This is a genomic window from Giesbergeria anulus (assembly GCF_900111115.1).
GTDB lineage: Bacteria > Pseudomonadota > Gammaproteobacteria > Burkholderiales > Burkholderiaceae_C > Simplicispira > Simplicispira anulus.
Genome location: NZ_FOGD01000001.1, coordinates 586,992 through 608,185, shown reverse-complemented (window position 1 = coordinate 608,185; position 21,194 = coordinate 586,992). Strand labels below are relative to the sequence as shown.

The window sequence follows — 21,194 nt, the reverse complement described above, 5'->3', positions numbered from 1 at the left end:
GGAAAATTTTAGGCCCGCTGATCCAGCCATGCCATGTAACGCTGTACGCCCTGCTCTACGCTCAGGAATGGGGCCTCGTAACCTGCTTGGCGCAGCGCTCCCATATCGGCTTGGGTGTAGCTTTGGTAGCGGCCCTTGAGGTGCTCTGGAAAAGCGATGTATTCGAGCTGACCACGCTGGTGGTGTGCAATCACAGCTTGGGCCACTTCGTTAAAGCTCTGCGCCCGGCCCGTGCCACAGTTAAAAATGCCGCGCACCTGTGGGTTGTCCAGCAGCCACAGATTGACTGCCACCACATCATCGACATGGATAAAGTCGCGTTGCTGCTCGCCGGGGCCATAGCCATCGCAGCCCTCAAACAGGCGCACGGTGTTGCCCGTGTGCAGTTGCTGGCGCATATGGTAGGCCACGCTGGCCATGCTGCCCTTGTGCTGTTCACGCGGGCCATACACATTGAAATAACGCAGGCCTACTACTGGGCTGTCGATACCTGCCAGTAAGGGTCGCAGATGCACGTCAAACAAAAATTTGGAGAAGGCATAGGCATTGAGAGGGCGCTCGTGCTCGCGGGACTCTTTAAACACCGTGCCATTGCCGTACACCGAGGCCGAGGAGGCATAGTAAAACGGCACCCGTTTCTCCGTTGTCCAGCCCAGTAGTGCTTTGGTGTATTCGTAGTTGACGCGCATAACAAAGCGGCCATCCCACTCGGTGGTGGAGGAGCAGGCTCCTTGGTGAAACACCGCCTCTACCGGCCCCAAGTGTTGGCCCGATTGGATGCGCTGTAGAAAATCGTCTTTGTCCAAGTAATCGCGGATGTGGGCGTCTGCGAGGTTCAGGCATTTGTGGCCATCGCTCAAATCATCGACCACCAAAATATCCGAAATGCCACGGGCATTGAGCCCCTGCACAAGGTTGCTGCCAATAAAGCCAGCACCGCCAGTCACAATAATCATAAGTGCTTCTCTTTTACAGTGTTGCTGCACCCAGCAGCGCGGTGGTACAGGTAAGCAAATCGGCAAAATGGCCGTCTGCCAAATGGGGTGCGGTGCCAGATTCGGGGTTGTCCGAATCGACCAGATAGGCATGGCCTACGCCTGCGGCGCGTGCGGCCTCGATGTCGCTGGGTTTGTCGCCAATCAAGAGTGAATCTGTGAGCGAGAGTTGCAGCTCTTGCGCAGCCTGCAACAGCAAGCCGGGGGCGGGTTTGCGGCAGTCACAGGCTATAGCCAAATCTGCTACTGCCCCGGCTGGGTGGTGTGGGCAGTGGTAGATACCTGCCAGCTCTACGCCTTGGCGCGCCAGCTCTTGGCGCATGGCGCTGCTCAGGGCTTGGTACTCTGCTTCGGTGTAGTAGCCGCGTGCCAAGCCTGATTGGTTGGTGACTACCACCAGTGCGTAACCCGCTTGCTGCAAACGGCGCATCCCCTCGATGGCACCGGGCATGAACTCAAAATCTTGCCAGCGATGGACATAGGCCCGGTCGCGGTTAATTACGCCATCGCGGTCTAAAAAAGCGGCCTTGCGCAAGGGGGTGCGAATGCGCTGCACCAGTGCGGTGGTGGAAAAACCCTCGACAAAAGGCAGCGCCAGCGATTGCCCACCCCAACTGCGCACCACTTGGGTTTCTTCTAGGGTTTCCATATCGTAGTCACCGCCCTTGACGTAGATGTCGGGGCGCAGGGCGCGAATCAACTCTACCGGGGTGCGGGTGTCAAAAAACGTGACCAAATCAACGCAGCCCAAACCAGCCAGCACATAGGCCCGATCTACATCGCTGTGCAGGGGCCGGTCTGGGCCTTTGCCCAGCATTTTGGCCGAGCGGTCGGTGTTGAGGGCCACCAGCAACGAGCCGCCCAACTCAGCGGCGCGGTGCAGGTAACTGACGTGCCCACGGTGCAACACGTCAAACACCCCATTGGTCATGACTAATGGCCGCGCCAAGGCTGGCAGCCGGGCGGCTAGTTGGTCTGGCGGACAGATTTTCTCGGCAGGGTTACTCATGCGGATAATTCTTCGTAACTCAGGCTGGCTGTGCCAAATTTGGCCACCACCAGCCCAGCGGCATGGTTGGCCCAGTGCATGGCTTGCTCTAGGGGCAGGCCGCAGGCCAGCAACAGGGCGAGGGTGGCAATCACGGTATCGCCCGCTCCGGTAACGTCGGCCACTTCCCGCGCTTGCGCAGGCACAGAATGCACTTGGCCCGCCTGAAACAGCGTCATGCCCTCTTCAGAGCGGGTCAGCAGCAGGGCTTGCAATCCCAGTTGCTGGCAAAAAGCCTCGGCTTTGTGCTGGAGTTGTTCCTCACTGTGCCAACTGCCCACCACTTGGGTAAATTCGGCGCGGTTGGGCGTGATCACGGTGGCTCCGGCATACCGGCTGTAATCGTGGCCTTTGGGGTCAATCAGCACCGGCTTGCCCGCACGCCGGGCCATGTCGATCATTTGCGGGATATGCGCCAATCCGCCTTTGCCGTAGTCGGAAAACAGTACCACATCGTGCCCTTGCAGCAGCGTAGAAAAATGCCCCAACATGCTGGCCAGCACTTCGTGGTCGGGTTCTTTTTCAAAGTCGATGCGCAGCATTTGCTGCGCCCGGCCAATCACGCGCAGCTTGACGATGGTGTCCATGTCCGGGTCGCGGCCCAACTCGGCACAAATGCCGTGCTGCTGGAGCAACTCGTGCAGGCGCTCGGCGGCCTCGTCTTGCCCCACCATGCTCAACAAAGTGACTTGGGCACCAAGGGTTTTGAGGTTTAAGGCGACGTTGGCAGCACCACCGAGGCGGTTTTCTTCGCGCCGGATATGCACGACTGGCACCGGGGCTTCGGGCGAAATGCGGGTGACTTCGCCATGCCAATAACGGTCAAGCATGACATCGCCCACCACCAAGATGCGGCAGTGGGCAATGTGTTCAGGAGAAGGTAACAAAGGCTTCATCAACACGGGGCTTAGGCCCATTCAGGCCAAGCCTAACTCTTGTTCAATCAGACCACACAGGGTATGTCCGATCAGGATATGGGCTTCTTGGATGCGCGCCGTGGTTTGGCTGGGAACGACGATACTGTGGCTGCACAGCGGGCGCAGTGCGCCGCCATCGCGCCCCAGCAGGCCCAAGGTGTGCAGGCCCAACTGCTGGGCCTCTTGCACAGCACGGATCACATTGCGCGAGTTGCCAGAGGTGGAAATACCAATCAGCAAATCACCAGGGCGCCCCAGCGCCTGCACCTGACGGGCAAACACTTCGTCAAAAGAGTAGTCGTTGCTGATGCAGGTCAGGGCCGAGGTGTCGGTGGACAAGGCCAGCGCCGCAAGGGGCCGCCGGTCTTGGACAAAGCGCCCCGTCAGCTCGGCGGCCAAGTGTTGGCTGTCAGCGGCAGAGCCACCGTTGCCACACCACAACAGTTTGCCACCTTGGCGCAGCACTTGGGCTGCCAGTTGACCCGCTTGCAACACTGCCTCATCCAGCGTGTGCAGCGTGGCAAGCAAGGCTTGCTGCTGTTGCACATTGTGTAGAAACAGGGAGGCCACAGTGCTTAATCCGATTGGCGTTTTTTCACTGAAGTGGGCTTGCGCTTTTTGGCGCGTTTAATCTGGCCGCCAGAGGTCAGGCGCTCGTTGCCTAGCACGCGCAGGGTTTTGATTTCGGGGCGTTGACCGCCGCGTTTGCTGTACTTGAGCACCTTGACGTCTTTGGGGCCGGGCATCCGGTCTTCATCGACGCTACGCTCTTTGTCGGGCATGGGCCGCCACAGCACCAATAATTTGCCGATGTGCTGGATGGGTGCAGCGTTGAGTTCGGCGGCCAGCTCTTGGTACATCAGTTCGCGGGCTGCACGGTCATCGTTGAAGACGCGAATTTTGATGAGGCCGTGGGCATTGAGGGCGGCATCGACCTCTTTGCGCACACCGGGGGTAAGGCCATCGTTGCCGATATGCACCACCGGGTTCAGGTGGTGGGCTTCGGCGCGTTGTTCCCGGCGCTGGGCCGGAGTAAGTTCAATTTGGGGCATGGGCCGTATTATCGAGGCAGGACAGGAGAATCATGAAGGTCAAAACACAAAGTAAGAAGGTGAACAAGGCTTGGTTGAACGACCACGTCAATGACACCTACGTCAAACTGGCGCACAAAGAGGGCTACCGCGCCCGCGCCGCCTACAAACTCAAGGAGATCGACGAGCAGTTTGGCTTGATCCGCCCCGGCCAAGTAGTGGTCGATTTGGGCTGCACCCCCGGTGCTTGGAGCCAGTATGTGCGCCGCCGCTTGTCGCCCGGTGGTGCGGCCAGTGGCACACTCGATGGCACCATCATCGCTTTGGACTTGTTGCCGATGGAGCCGGTAGAGGGCGTCCACTACATCCAAGGCGATTTCCGTGAGCCTGAGGTGCTGGCACAACTCGAAGCAGCAGTGCAAGGCCGTACGGTGGATGTGGTGGTGTCTGACATGGCTCCTAACCTGTCTGGCATAGGTGCTACCGATGCTGCCCGCATTGAGCTGCTGGTAGAGTTGGCGGTCGATTTTGCCCGCCAGCATCTGCATCCTGATGGTGCGTTGGTGGCCAAATTGTTTCATGGCGGTGCCTATGCGCCGCTGGTGGCCTTGTTCAAAGAGACGTTTCGTATCGTCAAGCCTGTCAAACCCAAGGCATCGCGCGACAAATCATCCGAAACCTTTTTGGTCGGCATTGGTCTTAAAAACCAAGGCTAAAGCCATACGTTGGGCTGCGGTGGGTCAAATCCACGCCCCAACTGTGGCCGTCTGGGGCTATTGCTGTTCCGGCCTGTCTCGAAACGCCTAAAATCGCCCCTTACCTTGTCTATTGCTCTTTGCACTCTCTCTGGAGCCCCGCTTGAATAATCAGTGGTTTTCAAAAGTCGCCGTTTGGCTGGTCATTGCCATGGTGCTGTTCACCGTATTCAAACAGTTTGATACGCGGGTAGGCGCGGCAGCTGGCTACATCGGATATTCCGAGTTTCTGGACGAAGTGCGCAACAGCCGCATCAAGAGCGCCACCATCCAAGAAGGCCAAGGCGGCACCGAAATCGTGGCCGTCACCAACGATGACCGCCGTATCCGTACCACTGCCACCTACCTCGACCGGGGTTTGGTGGGCGATCTGGTGAACAACAACGTCAAGTTTGACGTTAAACCACGCGAAGAAGGCTCGCTGCTGATGACTTTGCTGGTCAGCTGGGGGCCGATGCTGCTGCTGATTGGCGTCTGGGTGTATTTCATGCGCCAGATGCAAGGCGGCGGCAAGGGTGGTGCTTTCAGCTTTGGCAAAAGCAAAGCGCGTATGTTGGATGAAAACAACAATGGTGTCACTTTTGCCGATGTCGCTGGTTGCGATGAGGCCAAAGAAGAAGTCAAGGAAGTGGTCGATTTTCTGAAAGACCCACAAAAATTCCAAAAGCTGGGTGGCCGTATTCCGCGTGGTTTGCTGCTGGTCGGCCCTCCGGGCACCGGTAAAACCCTGTTGGCCAAATCTATTGCAGGTGAAGCCAAGGTGCCGTTTTTCAGCATTTCTGGTTCTGATTTTGTGGAAATGTTCGTCGGCGTGGGCGCGGCCCGTGTCCGCGACATGTTTGAAAACGCCAAAAAGAATGCTCCTTGCATCATCTTTATTGATGAAATCGACGCCGTAGGCCGCCAACGTGGTGCGGGTTTGGGCGGTGGCAACGACGAGCGCGAACAAACCCTCAACCAGATGCTGGTCGAGATGGACGGTTTTGAGACCAACCTCGGTGTGATCGTGGTGGCCGCCACCAACCGCCCCGACATTCTGGATGCTGCCTTGCTGCGTCCGGGCCGTTTTGACCGTCAGGTGTATGTCACGCTGCCCGATATCCGGGGCCGTGAGCAAATCCTGAATGTGCATATGCGCAAGATTCCGGTGGGCCAAGATGTGAATCCCGGCATCATTGCCCGTGGCACGCCCGGTATGTCTGGCGCCGACTTGGCTAACCTGTGCAATGAGGCGGCGCTGATGGCAGCACGCCGCAATGCCCGCACGGTAGAGATGCAAGATTTTGAAAAGGCCAAAGACAAAATCTTGATGGGGCCTGAGCGCAAGAGCATGGTCATGCCCGAAGAAGAGCGCCGCAACACCGCCTACCACGAAGCAGGTCATGCCCTGATTGGCAAGCTGCTGCCCAAGTGCGACCCGGTTCATAAAGTAACCATCATTCCGCGTGGCCGGGCCTTGGGCGTGACCATGAGCCTGCCCGCGCAAGACCGCTACAGCTACGACAAAGACTATATGCTGAACCAAATCAGCATGTTGTTTGGGGGCCGTATCGCTGAAGAAGTGTTTATGCACCAAATGACCACGGGTGCCAGCAACGACTTTGAACGTGCCACGCACATTGCCCGTGACATGGTGACCCGTTACGGCATGACCGACGCCTTGGGGCCGATGGTTTATGCCGAGAATGAGGGCGAGGTGTTCTTGGGCCGTTCCGTGACCAAAACCACTACCATGAGTGAGTCCACCATGCAAAAGGTGGACAACGAGGTGCGCCGCATCATTGACGAGCAATACTCCTTGGCGCGTGGCCTGATTGAAGAGCACAGCGACAAGATGCACGCCATGGCCAAGGCCCTGCTGGAATGGGAAACCATTGATACCGAGCAGCTCGATGACATCATGGCGGGCAAGGCACCACGCCCACCCAAGGATTGGACGCCCCGCACACCCCCAGCCTCTTCGGGCGGGGACAGTGGCAGTGGTGGTTTACCTGCGGTGGCCGCTGGCCCCGCCGCTGCCCCAGCCGCCCCCACGGTGGTTTAAGGCAGTAGTAGCGCCTTCTTTTTTCTGACACGGGGCCTAGTGCCCCGTTTTTCATGGTGCTGTGATAGCGCCCACGCAAATATGTTTTGGCAAACTTCTCGTTTCAGTATTGACCTGACCTCGCCCCAAATCATGGGGATTGTGAATGTCACCCCCGATTCGTTTTCGGATGGCGGCCAGCGTCAGCCTTCGGATATTGCAGCGATCTTGCGCCATGCCGAGCAGTTGCTGCATGACGGCGCGCATATTTTGGATATTGGTGGCGAATCCACGCGCCCCGGCAGTCCAGCAGTGCCTTTGGTCGAAGAATTAGCCCGCGTTTTGCCCGTGGTGCGTGAGGCTGTGCGCTTGGGCGTGCCGGTGTCGGTAGACACCTATAAGCCGGAGGTGATGCAGGCGGTGTTGGATTTAGGTGCTGACATCATTAACGATATTTGGGCCTTGCGCCAGCCGGGGGCGGCGCAGGTAGTGGCGCAGCACCCCGCCTGCGGCATCTGCCTGATGCACATGCACCGCGATCCGCAAACCATGCAGCAGGCCCCGATGGCTGGTGATGCTGTAGCGCAAGTGGTGCAATTTTTAGCGCAAAACGCCCAAAACTTGCAAGCCTTGGGGGTGCAGCCCGAACGTATCGTGCTGGACTACGGCATCGGTTTTGGCAAAACCGTGGAGCAAAACTTAACTTTACTGGCGCGCCAACAGGAGTTGCTGGCGCTGGGCTACCCCGTGTTGGCTGGGTGGTCGCGCAAGTCTTGTCTTGGGGCGGTGACGGGGCTGGAGGTAGATCAGCGCATGGTGCCCAGTGTGGCTGCTGCCCTGCTGGCGGTGGAGCGTGGGGCGCGCATTGTGCGCGTGCATGATGTGCGCGCCACCGCCCAAGCACTGCAAGTGTGGCAGGCGGCCCAACCGGCCTTATAACGGACTTTCAGGCGCTGGCCGGACGGCGCACCATGCAGACCGCGCTGGCGCTGGCTACCAGCGTATCGCCCTGCCAGAGTTCACCGCGCACATTGCAAATGTTCTTGCCCCGGCGCTCAAAATGGGCTTTGCCTATCAGCGCTCCAGCTTTGGCCGAGGCCAGAAACGAGGTGTTCAGGCTCAGGGTAGCGCAAAAAGCTCCCGGCTCCAGCGTGGCTGTGACCAGTACGGCGGTCACATCATCGAGCATGGAACTGAGCATACCGCCCTGCACCTGACGGGCCGGGTTGAGAAACTGTTCTGTGGCTTGGTATTGCACGACGATGGTGCCCGCTTGCAGGTCTAGCAATTGGATGTGCCGGCCAAGCAAATCGGTCACGGGGGTTTGGCTCAACAAGGTTTGCAGGCTGGCCGGAATAGGATGGGATGGGTTCATGGGGGCGAGAGCGTAGCAGGAATTGCAACACGGGTATTCTTGCGCTTTTGTCTATGCTGCGCTTCCGATTGGAAGCAAACCCTCCTTATGTCTGAGTCTGTTTTTTCTTCACCTTCCACCCCTGTATTGACCCTTGCTGATGGCGGTGTGGCTACCATCACGCTGAACCGCCCCGCCCACCGCAACCGGCTAGAAAATGCCGATCTGAAAGCCCTGTTGTACCTGTTTGCCCAAATTGATGCCGATCCCAGTATCCGTGTCGTGGTGCTGACAGCTAACACCGCAGACCAGCCCAAGCCGGTGTTTTGTGCGGGCTACCATATTGGTGGTTTTGGTGGCGAAGATGAGAGCGGATCGGCATTGTTTGAGCGCGTGGCCGATGCGCTGGCGGTGTTGCACCCGGTAACGATCTGCGCCCTCAATGGCAGCGTCTATGGCGGCGCTACCGATTTGGTTTTGGCCTGTGATTTGCGCGTGGCTTTGGATGGCATTGAGTTCCGTATGCCCGCCACGGCGCTGGGCTTGCACTACTACCCCAGTGGTTTGCAGCGCTATGTGGCGCGGTTGGGGGTGTCGGCGGCCAAACGGGCTTTTTTGACGGCACGACCTTTTACGGCGCAAATGCTCTGGAACACCGGGTGCCTAGAGGCCGTAGTGCCCGATGTCGCGGCGATGGAGGCCACGTTGGCGGCCTTGGTGCAAGATGTGTCGGCGCTGGCACCGCTGGCTGTGCGGGCCACCAAGCAATCTATCAATGAGATTGCTACCGGCCAAGCCAATTGGCCCGCCATGCGCGAGCGCGAAGCCCTGACGTCTGAAAGCGAAGATTTTGCCGAAGGCCGCCGTGCTTTTGCCGAGCGGCGCAAGCCAGTGTTTACCGGGCATTGAGCCGAGCCATAAAAAAGCCGCAATGCCCGATAAGGCATTGCGGCTCATATAGCCCTACGGGAACCGAATCAGGAACCGACCAAATCGCGCACTTGTTGCAGCACGGCGGGGTCTTCCATTGTCGTCAAATCGCCCGGATCGCGTTTTTCGGCCACGGCTTGCAGGGCGCGGCGCAAGAGCTTGCCGCTGCGGGTCTTGGGCAGCAGCCCGACCAGATAAACCCGCGATGGACGTGCCACAGCGCCCAGACTGTGATCGACCAAGTGCATCACTTCGGCTTCTAGCGCTTTGCGCGCAGCATCATCGCCCAAGGTGGTGGCATCGCGGGGTACGGCAAAGGCCAAGGCCACTTGGCCCTTGAGGCTGTCGGCTACACCCACCACAGCCACTTCGGCAATGTTGGAGTGCGAAGCAATACATTCTTCGATTTCGCGGGTGCCCAAACGGTGCCCAGCCACGTTAATCACGTCGTCGGTGCGGCCCAGAATGAAGTAATAACCGTCGGCATCGCGGATGCCCCAGTCAAAGGTGCTGTAGACCAAACGGCCCGGAATGCTCTTCCAGTAGGTGTTGACAAAGCGGTCGTCGTCGCGCCAGACGGTTTGCATACAGCCGGGGGGCAAGGGGCCTTCAATGGCTACCACGCCCTTTTGGTTGGGGGTGGTGAGTTCCTCACCGGTGGATTCGTCAATCAGTTTGACGTTGTAGCCATACACTGCCTTGCCGGGGCTGCCAAAGCGGGTGACTTGCTGCTCGACGCCGTTGCACAGCGAGAGGATAGGCCAGCCGGTTTCGGTTTGCCAGTAGTTGTCAATGATGGGCACATTGAGCGAACTGCTGATCCATTGGGCTGTGGGCTCATCGAGCGGCTCACCGGCCAACCACAAGGCCTTGAGGCTGGACAGGTTGTATTTAGCCAGATAGGCAGGGTCTTGCTTTTTGAGCACGCGCACTGCGGTGGGGGCCGAGAACATGTGCGTGACTTTGTACTTCTCAACAATGCTCCACCAGATGCCAGCATCGGGGCGGGTGGGCAAGCCTTCGTACATGATGGTGGTCATGCCAGCAATCAGGGGGCCATAGATGATGTAGCTGTGGCCCACCACCCAGCCGATATCGCTGGTGGCAAAGAAGGTATCACCTGCTTTGGCATCAAAAATGTGCTTCATGCTGGACGCCAGTGCCACGGTGTAGCCGCCGGTGTCACGTTGCACGCCCTTGGGCTTGCCCGTGGTGCCGCTGGTATACAGGGTGTAGCTGGGGTCGGTGGCTTGCAGCCATTCGCAAGGCACTTGGGTATCGATTTGCTGCTGGCGCAAGGTGGCCCAATCGTGGTCACGGCCTTGTACCCAGTCCATCGGGGCCAAACCACGGTTGACCATCAGCACGGCGGCAGGCTTGTGGCTAGACAGGCTAATCGCTTCGTCCAGCAGCGGCTTGTAAGGCACGACCTTACCGCCGCGCGAACCTGCATCGGCACTGACTACGGCCACAGGTTGGGCGTCTTCAATGCGCGAAGCCAAAGAACCGGCAGCAAAACCACCGAACACTACCGAATGCAGTGCGCCAATACGCACGCAGGCCAGCATGGCAAAAGCGGCCTCGGCAATCATGGGCATGTAAATCAGGACACGGTCGCCCTTTTTTACGCCCAATGCTTGCAGGCTGGCGGCCATGCGTTGCACTTCTTGGTGCAGTTCGGCAAAGCTGTAGCTGCGCTCGGTGTTGGTCTCGGTGGAGATGGCTACCAGCGCGGCTTGATCGGCACGCTCGGCCAAGTGGCGATCGACGGCGTTGTGGCACAGGTTGGTGGTACCGCCTACAAACCAGCGCGCAAAGGGCGGGTTGTTGTAGTCGCAAATTTGTTCTGGGGGCGTGTACCAGTCAATCAGGCGGGCCTGCTCGGCCCAAAAGGCATCGCGCTCGGTAATGGAGCGTTGGTGGAAGTCGGCGTAGCTGGTCATGCAATGTCTCCGAGAGGGGCGCACAGTCGTGGCAATTTTGAATTCATAATTATTCAGGCTGTGCTTGCGGGAAGCTGACGGTTGGGCTGGCCGTGCTGTGATCTGAATGGATGGGGCAAAGAAAAAGGACTTGGCCTAATGGACAAGTCCTTGATTTCTTTCAATTTTGTGGTGGGTGATACATGGATCGAACATGTGACCCCTGCCGTGTGAAGGCAGTGCTCTACCGCTGAGCTAATCACCCAATGGCTTTGATCGGGAAAACCAAAGCCGCAAATTGTGGTGGGTGATACATGGATCGAACATGTGACCCCTGCCGTGTGAAGGCAGTGCTCTACCGCTGAGCTAATCACCCTGTCTTAATGACAAGACCAATATTATCGCACAGTTTTTAGCCGTTTTGCTGCGTGCGCCAAACCGTTTTGCCACCACTGGCTTTGTCGATCTGGGTCAGCACGGCTTTGTGGGCCGCCTGTTCTTGCTCGGTGGCAAACATAATGGGCAGTTGGATGCTCTGCAAGTCGAGGGCAATGTGCTGGCTGCTGCCGGTGTTTTGGGCGTCTTCCTCTATCACCAGCAGGGCATCTTGGCCGCGGGTGAGGTTGATATACACATCGGCCAGCAGCTCGGCATCGAGCAGCGCGCCGTGCAGGGTGCGCCCGGAGTTGTCCACGCCCAAGCGGTCGCACAGCGCATCAAGCGAGTTGCGCTTACCGGGGTACATCTCCTTGGCCATGACCAGCGTGTCGGTGATCTCACCGACAAAGTGGCGCAGGGGCGGGCGGCCCGTTAGTTCTAGCTCTTTGTTCAAAAAGCCGATATCGAACGGTGCGTTGTGGATGATGAGCTGGGCATCTTGCAAATACGCCAGCAGATCCTCCACCACGGCCTCGAACTTGGGTTTGTCTTTCAAAAAATCGTTGCTGATACCGTGGATGCGCAGGGCATCCGGGTGGCTATCGCGCCCCGGATTGAGGTAAAAATGCTTGTTGTTGCCCGTGAGCTTGCGGGCCACCAGCTCGACGCAGCCGATTTCAATGATGCGGTCGCCGTTGTCTGCCGACAGGCCAGTGGTTTCGGTGTCGAGGATGATCTGGCGCAGCATCTCAGTGGTTTTCTCGGGCGTGGTTGATGGTGTATTTGGGGATTTCTACCGTCAGATTTTGTGCGCCCACAATGGCCTGACAGCTCAGGCGCGATTGTGGCTCTAAGCCCCAAGCCCGGTCGAGCAGGTCTTCTTCCTCTTCCTCTGCCGCATTGAGTGAGGCATAGCCTTCGCGCACGATGACGTGGCAGGTGGTACAGGCACAGCTCATGTCACAGGCGTGCTCAATGGCGATATGGTTTTCTAGCAGGGCTTCACAAATGGAAGTGCCCGCAGGGGCGTTGATTTCAGTGCCTTGGGGGCAGAATTCGGCGTGGGGCAGGATTTTGATGACTGGCATAAGGTGTGGGGGTCAATTTACAGGCTTTGGACGTTTTTACCGGCCAGCGCTTGGCGAATGCCTTGGTTCATGCGTTGGGCGGCAAAGCTCTCGGTGCCTTTAGCCAGCGCTTGGGTGGCGGCCTCAATGGCGGCGGCATCATCGCTGTCTTTTTGCTGGCGCAGGGCAGCCATTAAGGCGTCAATGGTGGTGCGTTCGTCGTTTTGTAGCAGATGGCTGTCGATGTCCAAAGCGCTTTGTGTCGCCAGCAACATGCGGTCGGCATCGACGCGGGCTTCTACCAGCGCACGCGCTTGGATGTCTTGGGCAGCGGTAGCAAAGCCCTCTTGCAACATGGTGGCGATTTGCTCATCGCTCAGGCCATACGACGGTTTGACGTCGATACGGGCCTCGACGCCGCTGATTTGCTCTTTGGCACTGACCGACAGCAGGCCATCAGCATCCACGGTAAAGGTGACGCGGATACGTGCTGCCCCAGCGGCCATCGGTGGAATGCCGCGCAGCTCAAAACGGGCCAAGCTGCGGCAATCTTGCACCAAATCGCGCTCGCCTTGCACGACGTGCAGCGCCAGCGCGGTTTGGCCGTCTTTGTAGGTGGTGAAGTCTTGCGCTTTGGCGGTGGGGATGGTTTCGTTGCGCGAGACAATGCGCTCGACCAAGCCGCCCATCGTTTCAATGCCCAGTGACAGCGGAATCACATCCAACAGCAGCAAATCGCCTGCGGTGTTGTTGCCTGCCAATTGGTTGGCTTGGATGGCCGCGCCCAAGGCGACTACTTCGTCGGGGTTGAGGTTGGTTAGGGGCGTGCGGCCAAAAAATGCGCCCACCGCTTGCTGAATGTGCGGCATCCGGGTAGAGCCACCGACCATGACCATGCCTTGTACTTCGTCCACTGCCAGTTGGGCATCGCGCAGCGCACGGCGCACAGCGGCCAAGGAGCGGGCGGTAAGGTGGGCGGTGGCGGCTTCAAAATCGTTGCGCTGCACCGTTTGCGCGATGGTGGTTCCGGCCAGCGTAGCACTGAACAGCGCGCTGTCGTGGGCGGTCAGGGCTTCTTTGCAGGCACGGGCGGCCAAGCGGGCGGCTGTTTTGTCAGCCGGGGTGTGCAAGGCGACGCCCAAGGGGGCCAGCACCGCATCGGCCAGTGCGGCGTCGTAGTCGTCACCGCCGAGTGCCGAGTCGCCCCCGGTGGCAATGACTTCAAACACGCCTTGCGTCAGGCGCAGGATGGAAATATCGAACGTGCCGCCACCGAGGTCATACACGGCATAGACGCCCTCGCTGGCGTTGTCTAAGCCGTAGGCAATGGCGGCGGCGGTGGGTTCGTTGATCAGGCGCAGCAGGTGGATACCGGCCAATTGGGCTGCATCTTTGGTGGCTTGGCGTTGGGCGTCGTCAAAGTAGGCAGGGACGGTAATCACGGCCCCATACAGGTCGTCGTTGAAGGTGTCTTCAGCGCGGTAACGCAGCGTAGCCAGAATGTCGGCGCTGATTTCTACCGGCGATTTCACGCCCCCGGCAGTAGCCAGATGCACCATGCCGGTTGTGGTGGCTGCGCCCCCATCGGCACCCACCAGCGTATAGGGCAGCTTGTCTGGCTGGGTGATGTCGGCCAGCCCCCGGCCCATAAAGCGCTTGACCGAGGCAATGGTATTGCTGGCATCGTCGGCCTGTGCGGCGGCAGCGGCATGGCCAATCTGGCGCTTGCCACCTGCTAGGTAGCGCACGATAGAGGGCAACAGCACCCGGCCCTCATCGTCGGGCAGGCATTCAGCGACGCCATTGCGCACGGCAGCCACCAGCGAATGGGTGGTGCCCAGATCAATGCCTACGGCAATGCGCCGTTGGTGGGGGTTGGGGGATTGGCCGGGTTCGGAAATCTGCAACAGCGCCATGAATTTTTTCTTTTGTGGGATACGGAGAGGGCCTTATTGTCCCAGTTGATCTTGGCGCTGCCCTACGTCGTGGGCAAAACGCGCAATGAACATAAGGGTTCTGACTTGCTGGGCCGCAGCCGCAAAGTCTTGTTGCGTGTCGATCAGCGTGGCGCAGCGCTCTAGCCCGGCTTTTTGCGCTTGGCGCACTTCGCGCTCTAGGGCGTCGATTTCTGCAAGGGTTTTGGCTTCTTCAAGGGCTTCGCGCCATTCCATTTGCTGCATCAGAAATGCGGCGGGCATGGCGGTGTTGTCTTCGGCGCGGATAGGTACGCCGTGCAGTTCGCACAGGTAGGCGGCGCGGCGCTGGGGGTCTTTCAGGCGCTGGTAGGCCTCATTGATGCGTACTGACCATTGCATGGCAATGCGTTGGGCAGCGGCCCCTTGGGCGGCAAAGCGGTCGGGGTGGGCTTCGCGTTGCAGCTCTTTCCAGCGGTTGTCGATGGTGCTGCGCTCTTGCGCAAAGCGCCGGGGCAGGTCAAACAGTTCAAAATCATTCGATTGCAAGTTCATCGGTGGTTTTCCCGAGAAATCTCGGCCTTCAGGCCGGGGAGGTAGAGGGCGACCGCAAAGTGGTCGGGCTGTTGGGTTTGCATTTTTTAGTCCATTGGATTGCTGTAAAATGTGTGAATGAAACGCACACACTTTTTTCTTCCTGATCCAGCCTTTGAGCGGTTGCAGGAGCTTTCTAAAAAGCTTGATGTTTCCGTCTCTGAGCTGATCCGTCGCGCTGTCGAAGACTTCCTGAAAAAACAAAAATGATCCTTGTTTACAGGTACCGGGTGAAGTCGCTCAATGGCTTGCTGAACCAGCAGGCGCGAGCGGTTAACTTCGTCTGGAATTTTTGTAACGACCGGCAAAAAGATGCTTTGCGCTTTGGCCGGCCTTGGCACACTGGGTTCGATCTGAACAAGCTCACGACGGGCAGCAGCAAAGAGCTGGGCCTGCATTCGGGCACGGTCAACGCCGTTTGCGAGCAGTACGCCAAATCGCGCAGTCAAAAGAAACGCCCCTACCTGCGCTACCGGGGTAAAAAGTCCTTGGGCTGGGTTCCACTCAAAGGCCGCGAGTTGAAGCGTGAAGGCGATGCGTTTCGCTTTGCAGGCCATACGTTTCGCGTCTTCAACAGCCGGGTGCTGCCTGTGGGCAAAATCAAAGACGGCACCAACTTCTCCAGAGACAGTCGGGGCAACTGGTTTCTGAACATCGTGATTGATGTCGAGGTTGTGGCGATGGGTGTCCGCCAGCCCGTCAAAGGTGTGGGTATCGACTTGGGTCTGAAAGAATTTGCGACCCTGTCCACCGGAGAAAAGATAGAAGCGCAGCGCATTTACCGTGGTGCAGAGCAAGCTTTGGCCGTGGCACAACGTGCCCATAAAAAACGTCGGGTGAAGGTCATTCATGCACAAATCGCGAACCGGCGCAACGACTTTCACCACCAACTCAGCACCCGCATCGTGCGTGAGTTTGATTACATTGCGGTCGGCAACGTGTGCGCCGCCGGACTCGCCAAGACCAGCATGGCGAAGTCTGTTTTGGATGCAGGTTGGACGTCCTTCAGAACTCAACTGGCGTACAAGGCTGTTAAGCATGGCGCATGGTTTGAAGAAGTGAACGAAAGCTATAGCACCCAGACCTGCTCGGATTGCGGCGCGTTGCCCGATTCGAGGCCGAAAGGTATCGCCGGTCTTGGAATAAGAAACTGGATTTGTTCGGAGTGTGGCGGTGTGCATGATCGTGATGTGAATGCGGCTAAAAACATCTTGAACCAATTAAGTTTCCGTGTCGGGCATGACACGCCAGTAGTGGGAATTCCCTTCCTTTTGGGAGGGGAGGATGTCAAAAAAAAACCGCCAGCACGCTGCGCGGTGGCGGTTTTGCAGCAAGGGGCCAGCAGGAAGCGCTAGACGCGGAAGCTCTCTCCGCAGCCGCAGCGGTCGCGCTCATTGGGGTTGTTAAAGCGAAAGCCCTCGTTCAGGCCCTCACGCACGAAATCGAGTTCGGTGCCGTCAATATAGGCCAGGCTTTTGGGGTCGATGATGACCTTGACGCCGTGGTTTTCAAACACTAGGTCTTCGGGGGCCATTTCATCGACATATTCGAGCTTGTAGGCCAAGCCTGAGCAGCCGCTGGTTTTTACCCCCAGCCGCACGCCCAGCCCCTGCCCCCGGCGGCTCAGGTAACGGGTGACATGCCGCGCAGCGGCTTCGGTCAGCGAGATGGCCATGTCTGATCTCTCAAGCAGCCGTAGCGCTGCTGTTGCCGCCGTGGCGGGTCTTGTAGTCGTTCACTGCGGCCTTGATGGCGTCTTCGGCCAAGATGGAGCAGTGGATTTTGACCGGCGGCAACGCTAGTTCTTCGGCAATTTGGCTGTTTTTCAGAGCTGCTGCTTCGTCCAGCGTTTTGCCCTTGACCCATTCGGTCACCAGCGAGCTGGACGCAATGGCCGAGCCGCAGCCATAGGTTTTAAAGCGCGCATCTTCGATCACGCCGGTGTCGGGGTTGACCTTGATTTGCAACTTCATCACATCGCCACAGGCGGGTGCGCCCACCATGCCGGTGCCCACGGTGTCGTCGCCTTTGTCAAACGAGCCTACGTTGCGCGGGTTTTCGTAGTGGTCGATCACTTTGTCAGAGTAAGCCATGGTGAATCTCCTTGATTAGTGCGCGGCCCATTGAATCGCTGAGATATCAATGCCGTCTTTGTACATATCCCACAGGGGGCTGAGTTCGCGTAGCCGGGCCACGTTGACGCGAATGGTGTCAATCGCGTAGTCGATTTCTGCTTCGGTGGTGAAGCGGCCTAAGGTCATGCGCAGGCTGCTGTGCGCCAGCTCGTCGCTGCGGCCCAAGGCGCGCAATACATAGCTGGGTTCTAAGCTGGCCGAGGTACAGGCAGAGCCAGACGACACCGCCAGCCCCTTGATGCCCATGATGAGCGATTCACCTTCAACATAATTGAAGCTGATGTTCAGGTTGTGCGGCACCCGGTGCTCCAAGTCGCCATTGATGAACACCTGTTCGATGTCTTGCAAACCCTTGAGCAGGCGTTGTTGCAAGGCCAGAGCCTTGGCATTGTCTTGCGCCATTTCCTCTTTGGCAATGCGAAAGGCTTCGCCCATGCCGACACATTGGTGTGTGGGCAGGGTGCCCGAACGCATACCACGCTCGTGGCCGCCGCCGTGCATTTGTGCCTCTAGGCGCACCCGGGGCTTGCGGCGCACATACAGCGCACCAATGCCCTTGGGGCCGTAGGTCTTGTGCGAAGCCAAGCTCATCAGATCGACGGGCAGGGTTTGCAAATCAATCTCGATCTTGCCGGTGGCTTGGGCAGCATCGACATGAAAGATGATCCCTTTTTCGCGGCACAGAGCACCAATGGCCGGAATGTCTTGGATCACGCCGATTTCGTTGTTCACGAACATCACGCTAATCAAGATGGTGTCGGGGCGGATGGCGGCCTTGAGGGCCTCAAAATCCAGCAAGCCGTTGTCTTGCACATCCAGATAGGTGACTTCAAAGCCTTGGCGCTCTAGCTCACGCATCACGTCCAGCACTGCTTTGTGCTCGGTCTTGACCGTAATCAGGTGCTTGCCTTTGCCTTGGTAAAAATGCGCTGCACCTTTGATGGCCAGATTGTTCGATTCGGTGGCACCGCTTGTCCAGACGATCTCACGTGGATCGGCATGGATCAACTCGGCCACTTGCTCGCGGGCTTTTTCGACGGCGGCCTCGGCCTCCCAGCCCCAAGCGTGGCTGCGGGAAGCGGGGTTGCCAAAATGTTCGCGCAACCAAGGAATCATGGCATCTACCACGCGCGGGTCACACGGCGTGGTGGCGCCGTAGTCCATGTAGATAGGAAAGTGCGGGGTCATAGGGCTGGCTTACTCAATGAAGGGTTTTGGCGGGCGAGAAACTGTTGACGGGCAGGGCAAAGCTGACCTGTGCAGGTCAGCGGGCTGGCCCGGCGTAAAAATCAGGACTTGGCGAAAACGTTGCCCAGCGCAAACACCGAGTTGGGTGCATTGACGCGAATGGGCTTGACCACCGGGGTGGTAGAGATAGCGCGGCGCACGGCAGGCTTGTTTTCTACCAGCACGCCCTTGGCTAATTGGTCGTCCACCAGCTTTTGCAGCGTGACGGCATCCAAAAATTCAACCATGCGCTGGTTGAGCGACGACCACAGATCGTGCGTCATGCAGCGGCCTGACTCGCCCAAGCAGTTTTCTTTGCCACCGCATTGGGTGGAATCAATGGGCTCATCGACCGACACGATGATGTCGGCCACGGTGATATCGGCGGCCTTGCGGGCCAAGGTGTAACCGCCGCCGGGGCCACGGGTGGATTCGACCAACTCGTGGCGGCGCAGCTTGCCAAAAAGTTGCTCCAAGTACGACAAGGAGATGCGCTGGCGCTGGCTGATGGCGGCCAAGGTAACGGGGCCATTGTTTTGGCGCAAGGCCAGATCAATCATGGCAGTGACCGCAAAACGGCCTTTGGTAGTAAGACGCATGGCAAGCTCCTTCTTCGCTGGTGGGTTCATGAAACGGCCCTCGTGGCGGATCGCGCACTGGGGGGCAACGTCTCATCCCCATCGCCTTGCAAGGGTTGCAAGGCGTCTTCATCGGGGTAGTTGTTGAGTGTTTCACCCCAGTATAGCACAATTCCCATTAAATTTGTCGGATAAGTAAGTTGGTGGTCATTAACAAGGCGTAAGGGCAACACTTATGGGGCGATCAGGGGGCTACCACATCACCGGGGCCGCCAAATGCTTGGTTTTTGAGCTGGGTCAATTGGTCACGCACCCGTGCGGCCTGCTCAAACTCCAGATTCTTGGCGTGGCCCAGCATCAGCTTTTCTAGGCGCTTGATTTCTTGGGCCACCTCTTTCGGTGACATCGACTCCACTTTGGCCCGTTCTAGTACCGCTTGCGCCAGTTTTTCAGCTTCTTTGCCCGATTTTTCGCTGTACACGCCGTCAATCAGGTCTTTCACCTGCTTGACAATGCTGCGCGGCGTAATTCCTTGCATTGAATTGTGTTGGAGTTGTTTTTCGCGCCGACGTTCCGTTTCGTCGATGGCTTTTTTCATTGATGCGGTGATGCGGTCGGCATACAGGATGGCTTGGCCGTGCAGATTGCGCGCAGCGCGGCCTATGGTTTGGATCAAACTGCGCTCGGAGCGCAAAAAACCCTCTTTGTCAGCATCCAAAATCGCTACCAGCGACACCTCCGGCAGGTCTAAGCCCTCGCGCAGCAGATTGATGCCCACCAACACATCAAAAGTGCCCAGACGCAAATCCCGGATGATCTCGACGCGCTCCACGGTGTCAATATCGCTGTGCAGGTAGCGCACTTGCACGCCGTTGTCGCTCAGATAGTCGGTGAGCTGCTCGGCCATGCGCTTGGTGAGTGTGGTGATGAGCACGCGCTCTTGGCGTTCGACGCGCAGGCGGATTTCTTGCAACACATCGTCCACTTGGCTGCTGGCCGGGCGCACCTCGACGGCGGGATCGACTAACCCGGTGGGCCGCACCAGTTGCTCTACCACTTTGCTGGCATGGGTTTTTTCGTAGTCTGCCGGGGTAGCAGAGACAAAAATCACCTGCCGCATGCGCTGCTCAAATTCTTCCAGCTTGAGCGGGCGGTTGTCTAAGGCACTGGGCAGGCGAAAGCCATATTCGACCAGCGTGGTTTTGCGCGAGCGGTCGCCGTTATACATGGCGCTCAATTGACCGATCATCTGGTGGCTTTCGTCCAGAAACATCAGCGCATCTTTGGGCAGGTAATCGGTGAGCGTGCTGGGTGGCTCACCCGCTGCGGTGCTGGACAGGTGGCGCGAGTAGTTTTCAATGCCCTTGCAGTGCCCGACTTCAGTGAGCATTTCGAGATCAAAGCGGGTGCGCTGCTCCAGCCGTTGCGCCTCGACCAGTTTGCCGTCTGCCACCAGTTGTTGTAAACGCTCGGCCAGCTCGGTTTTGATGGCCTCTACCGCTAGCAACACCTGATCGCGTGGCGTGACGTAGTGGCTGCCCGGATAGACGGTAAAGCGCGGAATGCTTTGGCGCACCCGCCCAGTAAGCGGGTCGAACAGTTGCAGGCTCTCGATTTCGTCATCAAACAGCTCAATGCGCAGCGCCAACTCAGAATGCTCGGCAGGAAACACATCAATGGTGTCACCCCGAACCCGAAAATTGCCGCGTGAAAAATCCGTATCGTTGCGCTGGTACTGCATCCGCACCAATTGGCCGATGGCATCACGCTGGCCTAGCGTATCGCCCACGCGCAGCGTCATCACCATGCGGTGGTAGCTTTCGGGGTTGCCAATGCCGTAGATGGCCGACACCGTGGCCACGATGACTACATCGCGCCGCTCTAATAGGCTTTTGGTACAAGACAGGCGCATTTGCTCAATGTGCTCGTTGATGGCGCTGTCTTTCTCGATAAACAAATCGCGCTGCGGCACATAGGCTTCGGGCTGGTAGTAGTCGTAATAGCTGACAAAGTATTCCACCGCATTCTTGGGGAAGAACTCGCGGAACTCGCTGTACAACTGCGCGGCCAGCGTTTTGTTCGGGGCAAAAACGATGGCCGCGCGCCCCAACTGGGCGATGACATTGGCCATGGTGAAGGTCTTGCCTGAGCCGGTCACACCCAGCAGGGTTTGGAAGACCTCGCCATCCTGCACGCCCTCGACCAACTGGGTGATGGCCGTAGGCTGGTCTCCGGCGGGGGGGTAGGGTTGGAACAGCTCAAACGGTGAGCCGGGGAAGGTGAGGAACTGGCCTGGGGGTGTGGGCATGGTGGCTGGGGGCCAGATA

Annotated in this window: 21 protein-coding genes, 2 tRNA genes and 2 pseudogenes; 6 read left to right on the top strand and 19 right to left on the bottom strand. The window is 58.4% G+C overall.

From position 1 onward, the window contains the following. Window positions 1-8: 8 nt before the first annotated feature. The 6 genes and pseudogenes from rfaD to BMX55_RS02825 all read right to left on the bottom strand — a co-directional run bounded on the left by rfaD (window position 9) and on the right by BMX55_RS02825 (window position 4,012). Window positions 9-956, bottom strand: a complete 948-nt coding sequence (rfaD, locus tag BMX55_RS02845) for an ADP-glyceromanno-heptose 6-epimerase (protein WP_091452401.1) — start codon at window positions 954-956, stop codon at window positions 9-11. A gap of 13 nt (window positions 957-969) precedes the next feature. Continuing rightward, window positions 970-1,515: pseudogene (gene gmhB / locus BMX55_RS16540) on the bottom strand (D-glycero-beta-D-manno-heptose 1,7-bisphosphate 7-phosphatase); the annotation flags it as partial. 21 nt (window positions 1,516-1,536) lie between these two features. Continuing rightward, window positions 1,537-2,004, bottom strand: a pseudogene (locus BMX55_RS16650) (adenylyltransferase/cytidyltransferase family protein); the annotation flags it as partial. Then, entirely contained in the window at window positions 2,001-2,939 is a 939-nt protein-coding gene (rfaE1, locus tag BMX55_RS02835) for a D-glycero-beta-D-manno-heptose-7-phosphate kinase (protein WP_091453156.1), read from the bottom strand. The pseudogene BMX55_RS16650 and the gene rfaE1, both read right to left, overlap by 4 nt. Before the next feature lie 21 nt (window positions 2,940-2,960). Continuing rightward, window positions 2,961-3,530 (bottom strand): D-sedoheptulose 7-phosphate isomerase, encoded by a 570-nt coding sequence (gmhA, locus tag BMX55_RS02830; RefSeq protein WP_091452398.1) that lies wholly within the window; start codon window positions 3,528-3,530, stop codon window positions 2,961-2,963. Window positions 3,531-3,535: 5 nt separating this feature from the next. Beyond that, window positions 3,536-4,012: a YhbY family RNA-binding protein gene (locus BMX55_RS02825; protein WP_091452394.1), complete on the bottom strand. Its 477-nt coding sequence runs from the start codon at window positions 4,010-4,012 to the stop codon at window positions 3,536-3,538. A gap of 32 nt (window positions 4,013-4,044) precedes the next feature. Between BMX55_RS02825 and BMX55_RS02820 the strand changes: the two genes are divergently transcribed. From BMX55_RS02820 to folP, 3 genes are all read left to right on the top strand, one after another. Beyond that, window positions 4,045-4,707, top strand: coding sequence for an RlmE family RNA methyltransferase (locus tag BMX55_RS02820; RefSeq protein WP_091452391.1), 663 nt, complete (start codon window positions 4,045-4,047; stop codon window positions 4,705-4,707). Window positions 4,708-4,849: 142 nt separating this feature from the next. Then, the gene (gene ftsH / locus BMX55_RS02815; RefSeq protein WP_091453153.1) at window positions 4,850-6,790 is read left to right on the top strand and encodes an ATP-dependent zinc metalloprotease FtsH; all 1,941 of its coding nucleotides are present in this window, start codon (window positions 4,850-4,852) and stop codon (window positions 6,788-6,790) included. 81 nt (window positions 6,791-6,871) lie between these two features. Continuing rightward, window positions 6,872-7,708 carry a dihydropteroate synthase gene (gene folP / locus BMX55_RS02810; protein ID WP_091452388.1) on the top strand — a complete coding sequence of 279 codons (837 nt, stop codon included), beginning with the start codon at window positions 6,872-6,874 and terminating at the stop codon, window positions 7,706-7,708. A 7-nt stretch (window positions 7,709-7,715) separates the two neighbouring features. Here folP and BMX55_RS02805 read toward each other — a convergent pair whose 3' ends face one another. Beyond that, window positions 7,716-8,144, bottom strand: coding sequence for a PaaI family thioesterase (locus BMX55_RS02805; RefSeq protein WP_091452385.1), 429 nt, complete (start codon window positions 8,142-8,144; stop codon window positions 7,716-7,718). An 87-nt stretch (window positions 8,145-8,231) separates the two neighbouring features. Here BMX55_RS02805 and BMX55_RS02800 point away from each other — a divergent pair, with 87 nt between their 5' ends. Then, a complete protein-coding gene (locus BMX55_RS02800; protein ID WP_091452382.1) occupies window positions 8,232-9,032 on the top strand; it encodes an enoyl-CoA hydratase/isomerase family protein in 801 nt (266 codons plus the stop codon). A gap of 68 nt (window positions 9,033-9,100) precedes the next feature. Here BMX55_RS02800 and BMX55_RS02795 read toward each other — a convergent pair whose 3' ends face one another. The 7 genes from BMX55_RS02795 to hscB form a co-directional block, all read right to left on the bottom strand. Further along, window positions 9,101-11,053 (bottom strand): propionate--CoA ligase, encoded by a 1,953-nt coding sequence (locus tag BMX55_RS02795; protein WP_281242815.1) that lies wholly within the window; start codon window positions 11,051-11,053, stop codon window positions 9,101-9,103. 112 nt (window positions 11,054-11,165) lie between these two features. Further along, a tRNA-Val gene (locus BMX55_RS02790) sits at window positions 11,166-11,240 on the bottom strand. Between the two features lie 36 nt (window positions 11,241-11,276). Continuing rightward, window positions 11,277-11,351, bottom strand: a tRNA-Val gene (locus BMX55_RS02785). A 36-nt stretch (window positions 11,352-11,387) separates the two neighbouring features. Further along, complete coding sequence (gene dnaQ, locus BMX55_RS02780; RefSeq protein ID WP_091452376.1) at window positions 11,388-12,101, bottom strand: DNA polymerase III subunit epsilon; 714 nt, start codon at window positions 12,099-12,101, stop codon at window positions 11,388-11,390. Window position 12,102: 1 nt separating this feature from the next. After that, a complete protein-coding gene (gene fdx / locus BMX55_RS02775) occupies window positions 12,103-12,441 on the bottom strand; it encodes an ISC system 2Fe-2S type ferredoxin (RefSeq protein ID WP_091452372.1) in 339 nt (112 codons plus the stop codon). A 17-nt stretch (window positions 12,442-12,458) separates the two neighbouring features. Further along, window positions 12,459-14,336: a Fe-S protein assembly chaperone HscA gene (hscA, locus tag BMX55_RS02770; RefSeq protein ID WP_091452369.1), complete on the bottom strand. Its 1,878-nt coding sequence runs from the start codon at window positions 14,334-14,336 to the stop codon at window positions 12,459-12,461. A gap of 33 nt (window positions 14,337-14,369) precedes the next feature. After that, window positions 14,370-14,888, bottom strand: a complete 519-nt coding sequence (hscB, locus tag BMX55_RS02765; RefSeq protein WP_091452365.1) for a Fe-S protein assembly co-chaperone HscB — start codon at window positions 14,886-14,888, stop codon at window positions 14,370-14,372. Between the two features lie 117 nt (window positions 14,889-15,005). Here hscB and BMX55_RS02760 point away from each other — a divergent pair, with 117 nt between their 5' ends. Next, window positions 15,006-15,137: a ribbon-helix-helix domain-containing protein gene (locus BMX55_RS02760; RefSeq protein WP_091452362.1), complete on the top strand. Its 132-nt coding sequence runs from the start codon at window positions 15,006-15,008 to the stop codon at window positions 15,135-15,137. Further along, on the top strand, window positions 15,134-16,282 hold the full coding sequence (locus BMX55_RS02755) for an RNA-guided endonuclease InsQ/TnpB family protein (protein WP_245751226.1): 1,149 nt from the start codon (window positions 15,134-15,136) through the stop codon (window positions 16,280-16,282). Before BMX55_RS02760 ends, BMX55_RS02755 begins: the two co-directional genes overlap by 4 nt. Here BMX55_RS02755 and iscA read toward each other — a convergent pair. The 5 genes from iscA to uvrB all read right to left on the bottom strand — a co-directional run bounded on the left by iscA (window position 16,279) and on the right by uvrB (window position 21,175). Further along, window positions 16,279-16,602, bottom strand: a complete 324-nt coding sequence (iscA, locus tag BMX55_RS02750; RefSeq protein WP_091452359.1) for an iron-sulfur cluster assembly protein IscA — start codon at window positions 16,600-16,602, stop codon at window positions 16,279-16,281. The genes BMX55_RS02755 and iscA overlap by 4 nt on opposite strands. A gap of 10 nt (window positions 16,603-16,612) precedes the next feature. Beyond that, complete coding sequence (gene iscU, locus BMX55_RS02745) at window positions 16,613-17,020, bottom strand: Fe-S cluster assembly scaffold IscU (RefSeq protein ID WP_091452356.1); 408 nt, start codon at window positions 17,018-17,020, stop codon at window positions 16,613-16,615. A 15-nt stretch (window positions 17,021-17,035) separates the two neighbouring features. Beyond that, window positions 17,036-18,250 carry an IscS subfamily cysteine desulfurase gene (locus BMX55_RS02740; protein WP_091452353.1) on the bottom strand — a complete coding sequence of 405 codons (1,215 nt, stop codon included), beginning with the start codon at window positions 18,248-18,250 and terminating at the stop codon, window positions 17,036-17,038. 101 nt (window positions 18,251-18,351) lie between these two features. Beyond that, a complete protein-coding gene (iscR, locus tag BMX55_RS02735) occupies window positions 18,352-18,888 on the bottom strand; it encodes a Fe-S cluster assembly transcriptional regulator IscR (RefSeq protein WP_091452351.1) in 537 nt (178 codons plus the stop codon). 223 nt (window positions 18,889-19,111) lie between these two features. Next, window positions 19,112-21,175, bottom strand: a complete 2,064-nt coding sequence (uvrB, locus tag BMX55_RS02730) for an excinuclease ABC subunit UvrB (RefSeq protein WP_091452347.1) — start codon at window positions 21,173-21,175, stop codon at window positions 19,112-19,114. Window positions 21,176-21,194: the final 19 nt, after the last annotated feature.

Coding starts and splice junctions, on each gene's coding strand:
- iscU (WP_091452356.1), bottom strand. CDS start 17,020: ATGGCTTACTCTGACAAAGTGATCGACCACTACGAAAACCCGCGCAAC.
- fdx (WP_091452372.1), bottom strand. CDS start 12,441: ATGCCAGTCATCAAAATCCTGCCCCACGCCGAATTCTGCCCCCAAGGC.
- BMX55_RS02800 (WP_091452382.1), top strand. CDS start 8,232: ATGTCTGAGTCTGTTTTTTCTTCACCTTCCACCCCTGTATTGACCCTT.
- iscA (WP_091452359.1), bottom strand. CDS start 16,602: ATGGCCATCTCGCTGACCGAAGCCGCTGCGCGGCATGTCACCCGTTAC.
- BMX55_RS02805 (WP_091452385.1), bottom strand. CDS start 8,144: ATGAACCCATCCCATCCTATTCCGGCCAGCCTGCAAACCTTGTTGAGC.
- dnaQ (WP_091452376.1), bottom strand. CDS start 12,101: ATGCTGCGCCAGATCATCCTCGACACCGAAACCACTGGCCTGTCGGCA.
- rfaE1 (WP_091453156.1), bottom strand. CDS start 2,939: ATGAAGCCTTTGTTACCTTCTCCTGAACACATTGCCCACTGCCGCATC.
- folP (WP_091452388.1), top strand. CDS start 6,872: ATGTTTTGGCAAACTTCTCGTTTCAGTATTGACCTGACCTCGCCCCAA.
- BMX55_RS02740 (WP_091452353.1), bottom strand. CDS start 18,250: ATGACCCCGCACTTTCCTATCTACATGGACTACGGCGCCACCACGCCG.
- hscB (WP_091452365.1), bottom strand. CDS start 14,888: ATGAACTTGCAATCGAATGATTTTGAACTGTTTGACCTGCCCCGGCGC.
- BMX55_RS02820 (WP_091452391.1), top strand. CDS start 4,045: ATGAAGGTCAAAACACAAAGTAAGAAGGTGAACAAGGCTTGGTTGAAC.
- uvrB (WP_091452347.1), bottom strand. CDS start 21,175: ATGCCCACACCCCCAGGCCAGTTCCTCACCTTCCCCGGCTCACCGTTT.
- BMX55_RS02825 (WP_091452394.1), bottom strand. CDS start 4,012: ATGCCCCAAATTGAACTTACTCCGGCCCAGCGCCGGGAACAACGCGCC.
- rfaD (WP_091452401.1), bottom strand. CDS start 956: ATGATTATTGTGACTGGCGGTGCTGGCTTTATTGGCAGCAACCTTGTG.
- BMX55_RS02755 (WP_245751226.1), top strand. CDS start 15,134: ATGATCCTTGTTTACAGGTACCGGGTGAAGTCGCTCAATGGCTTGCTG.
- hscA (WP_091452369.1), bottom strand. CDS start 14,336: ATGGCGCTGTTGCAGATTTCCGAACCCGGCCAATCCCCCAACCCCCAC.
- iscR (WP_091452351.1), bottom strand. CDS start 18,888: ATGCGTCTTACTACCAAAGGCCGTTTTGCGGTCACTGCCATGATTGAT.
- BMX55_RS02760 (WP_091452362.1), top strand. CDS start 15,006: ATGAAACGCACACACTTTTTTCTTCCTGATCCAGCCTTTGAGCGGTTG.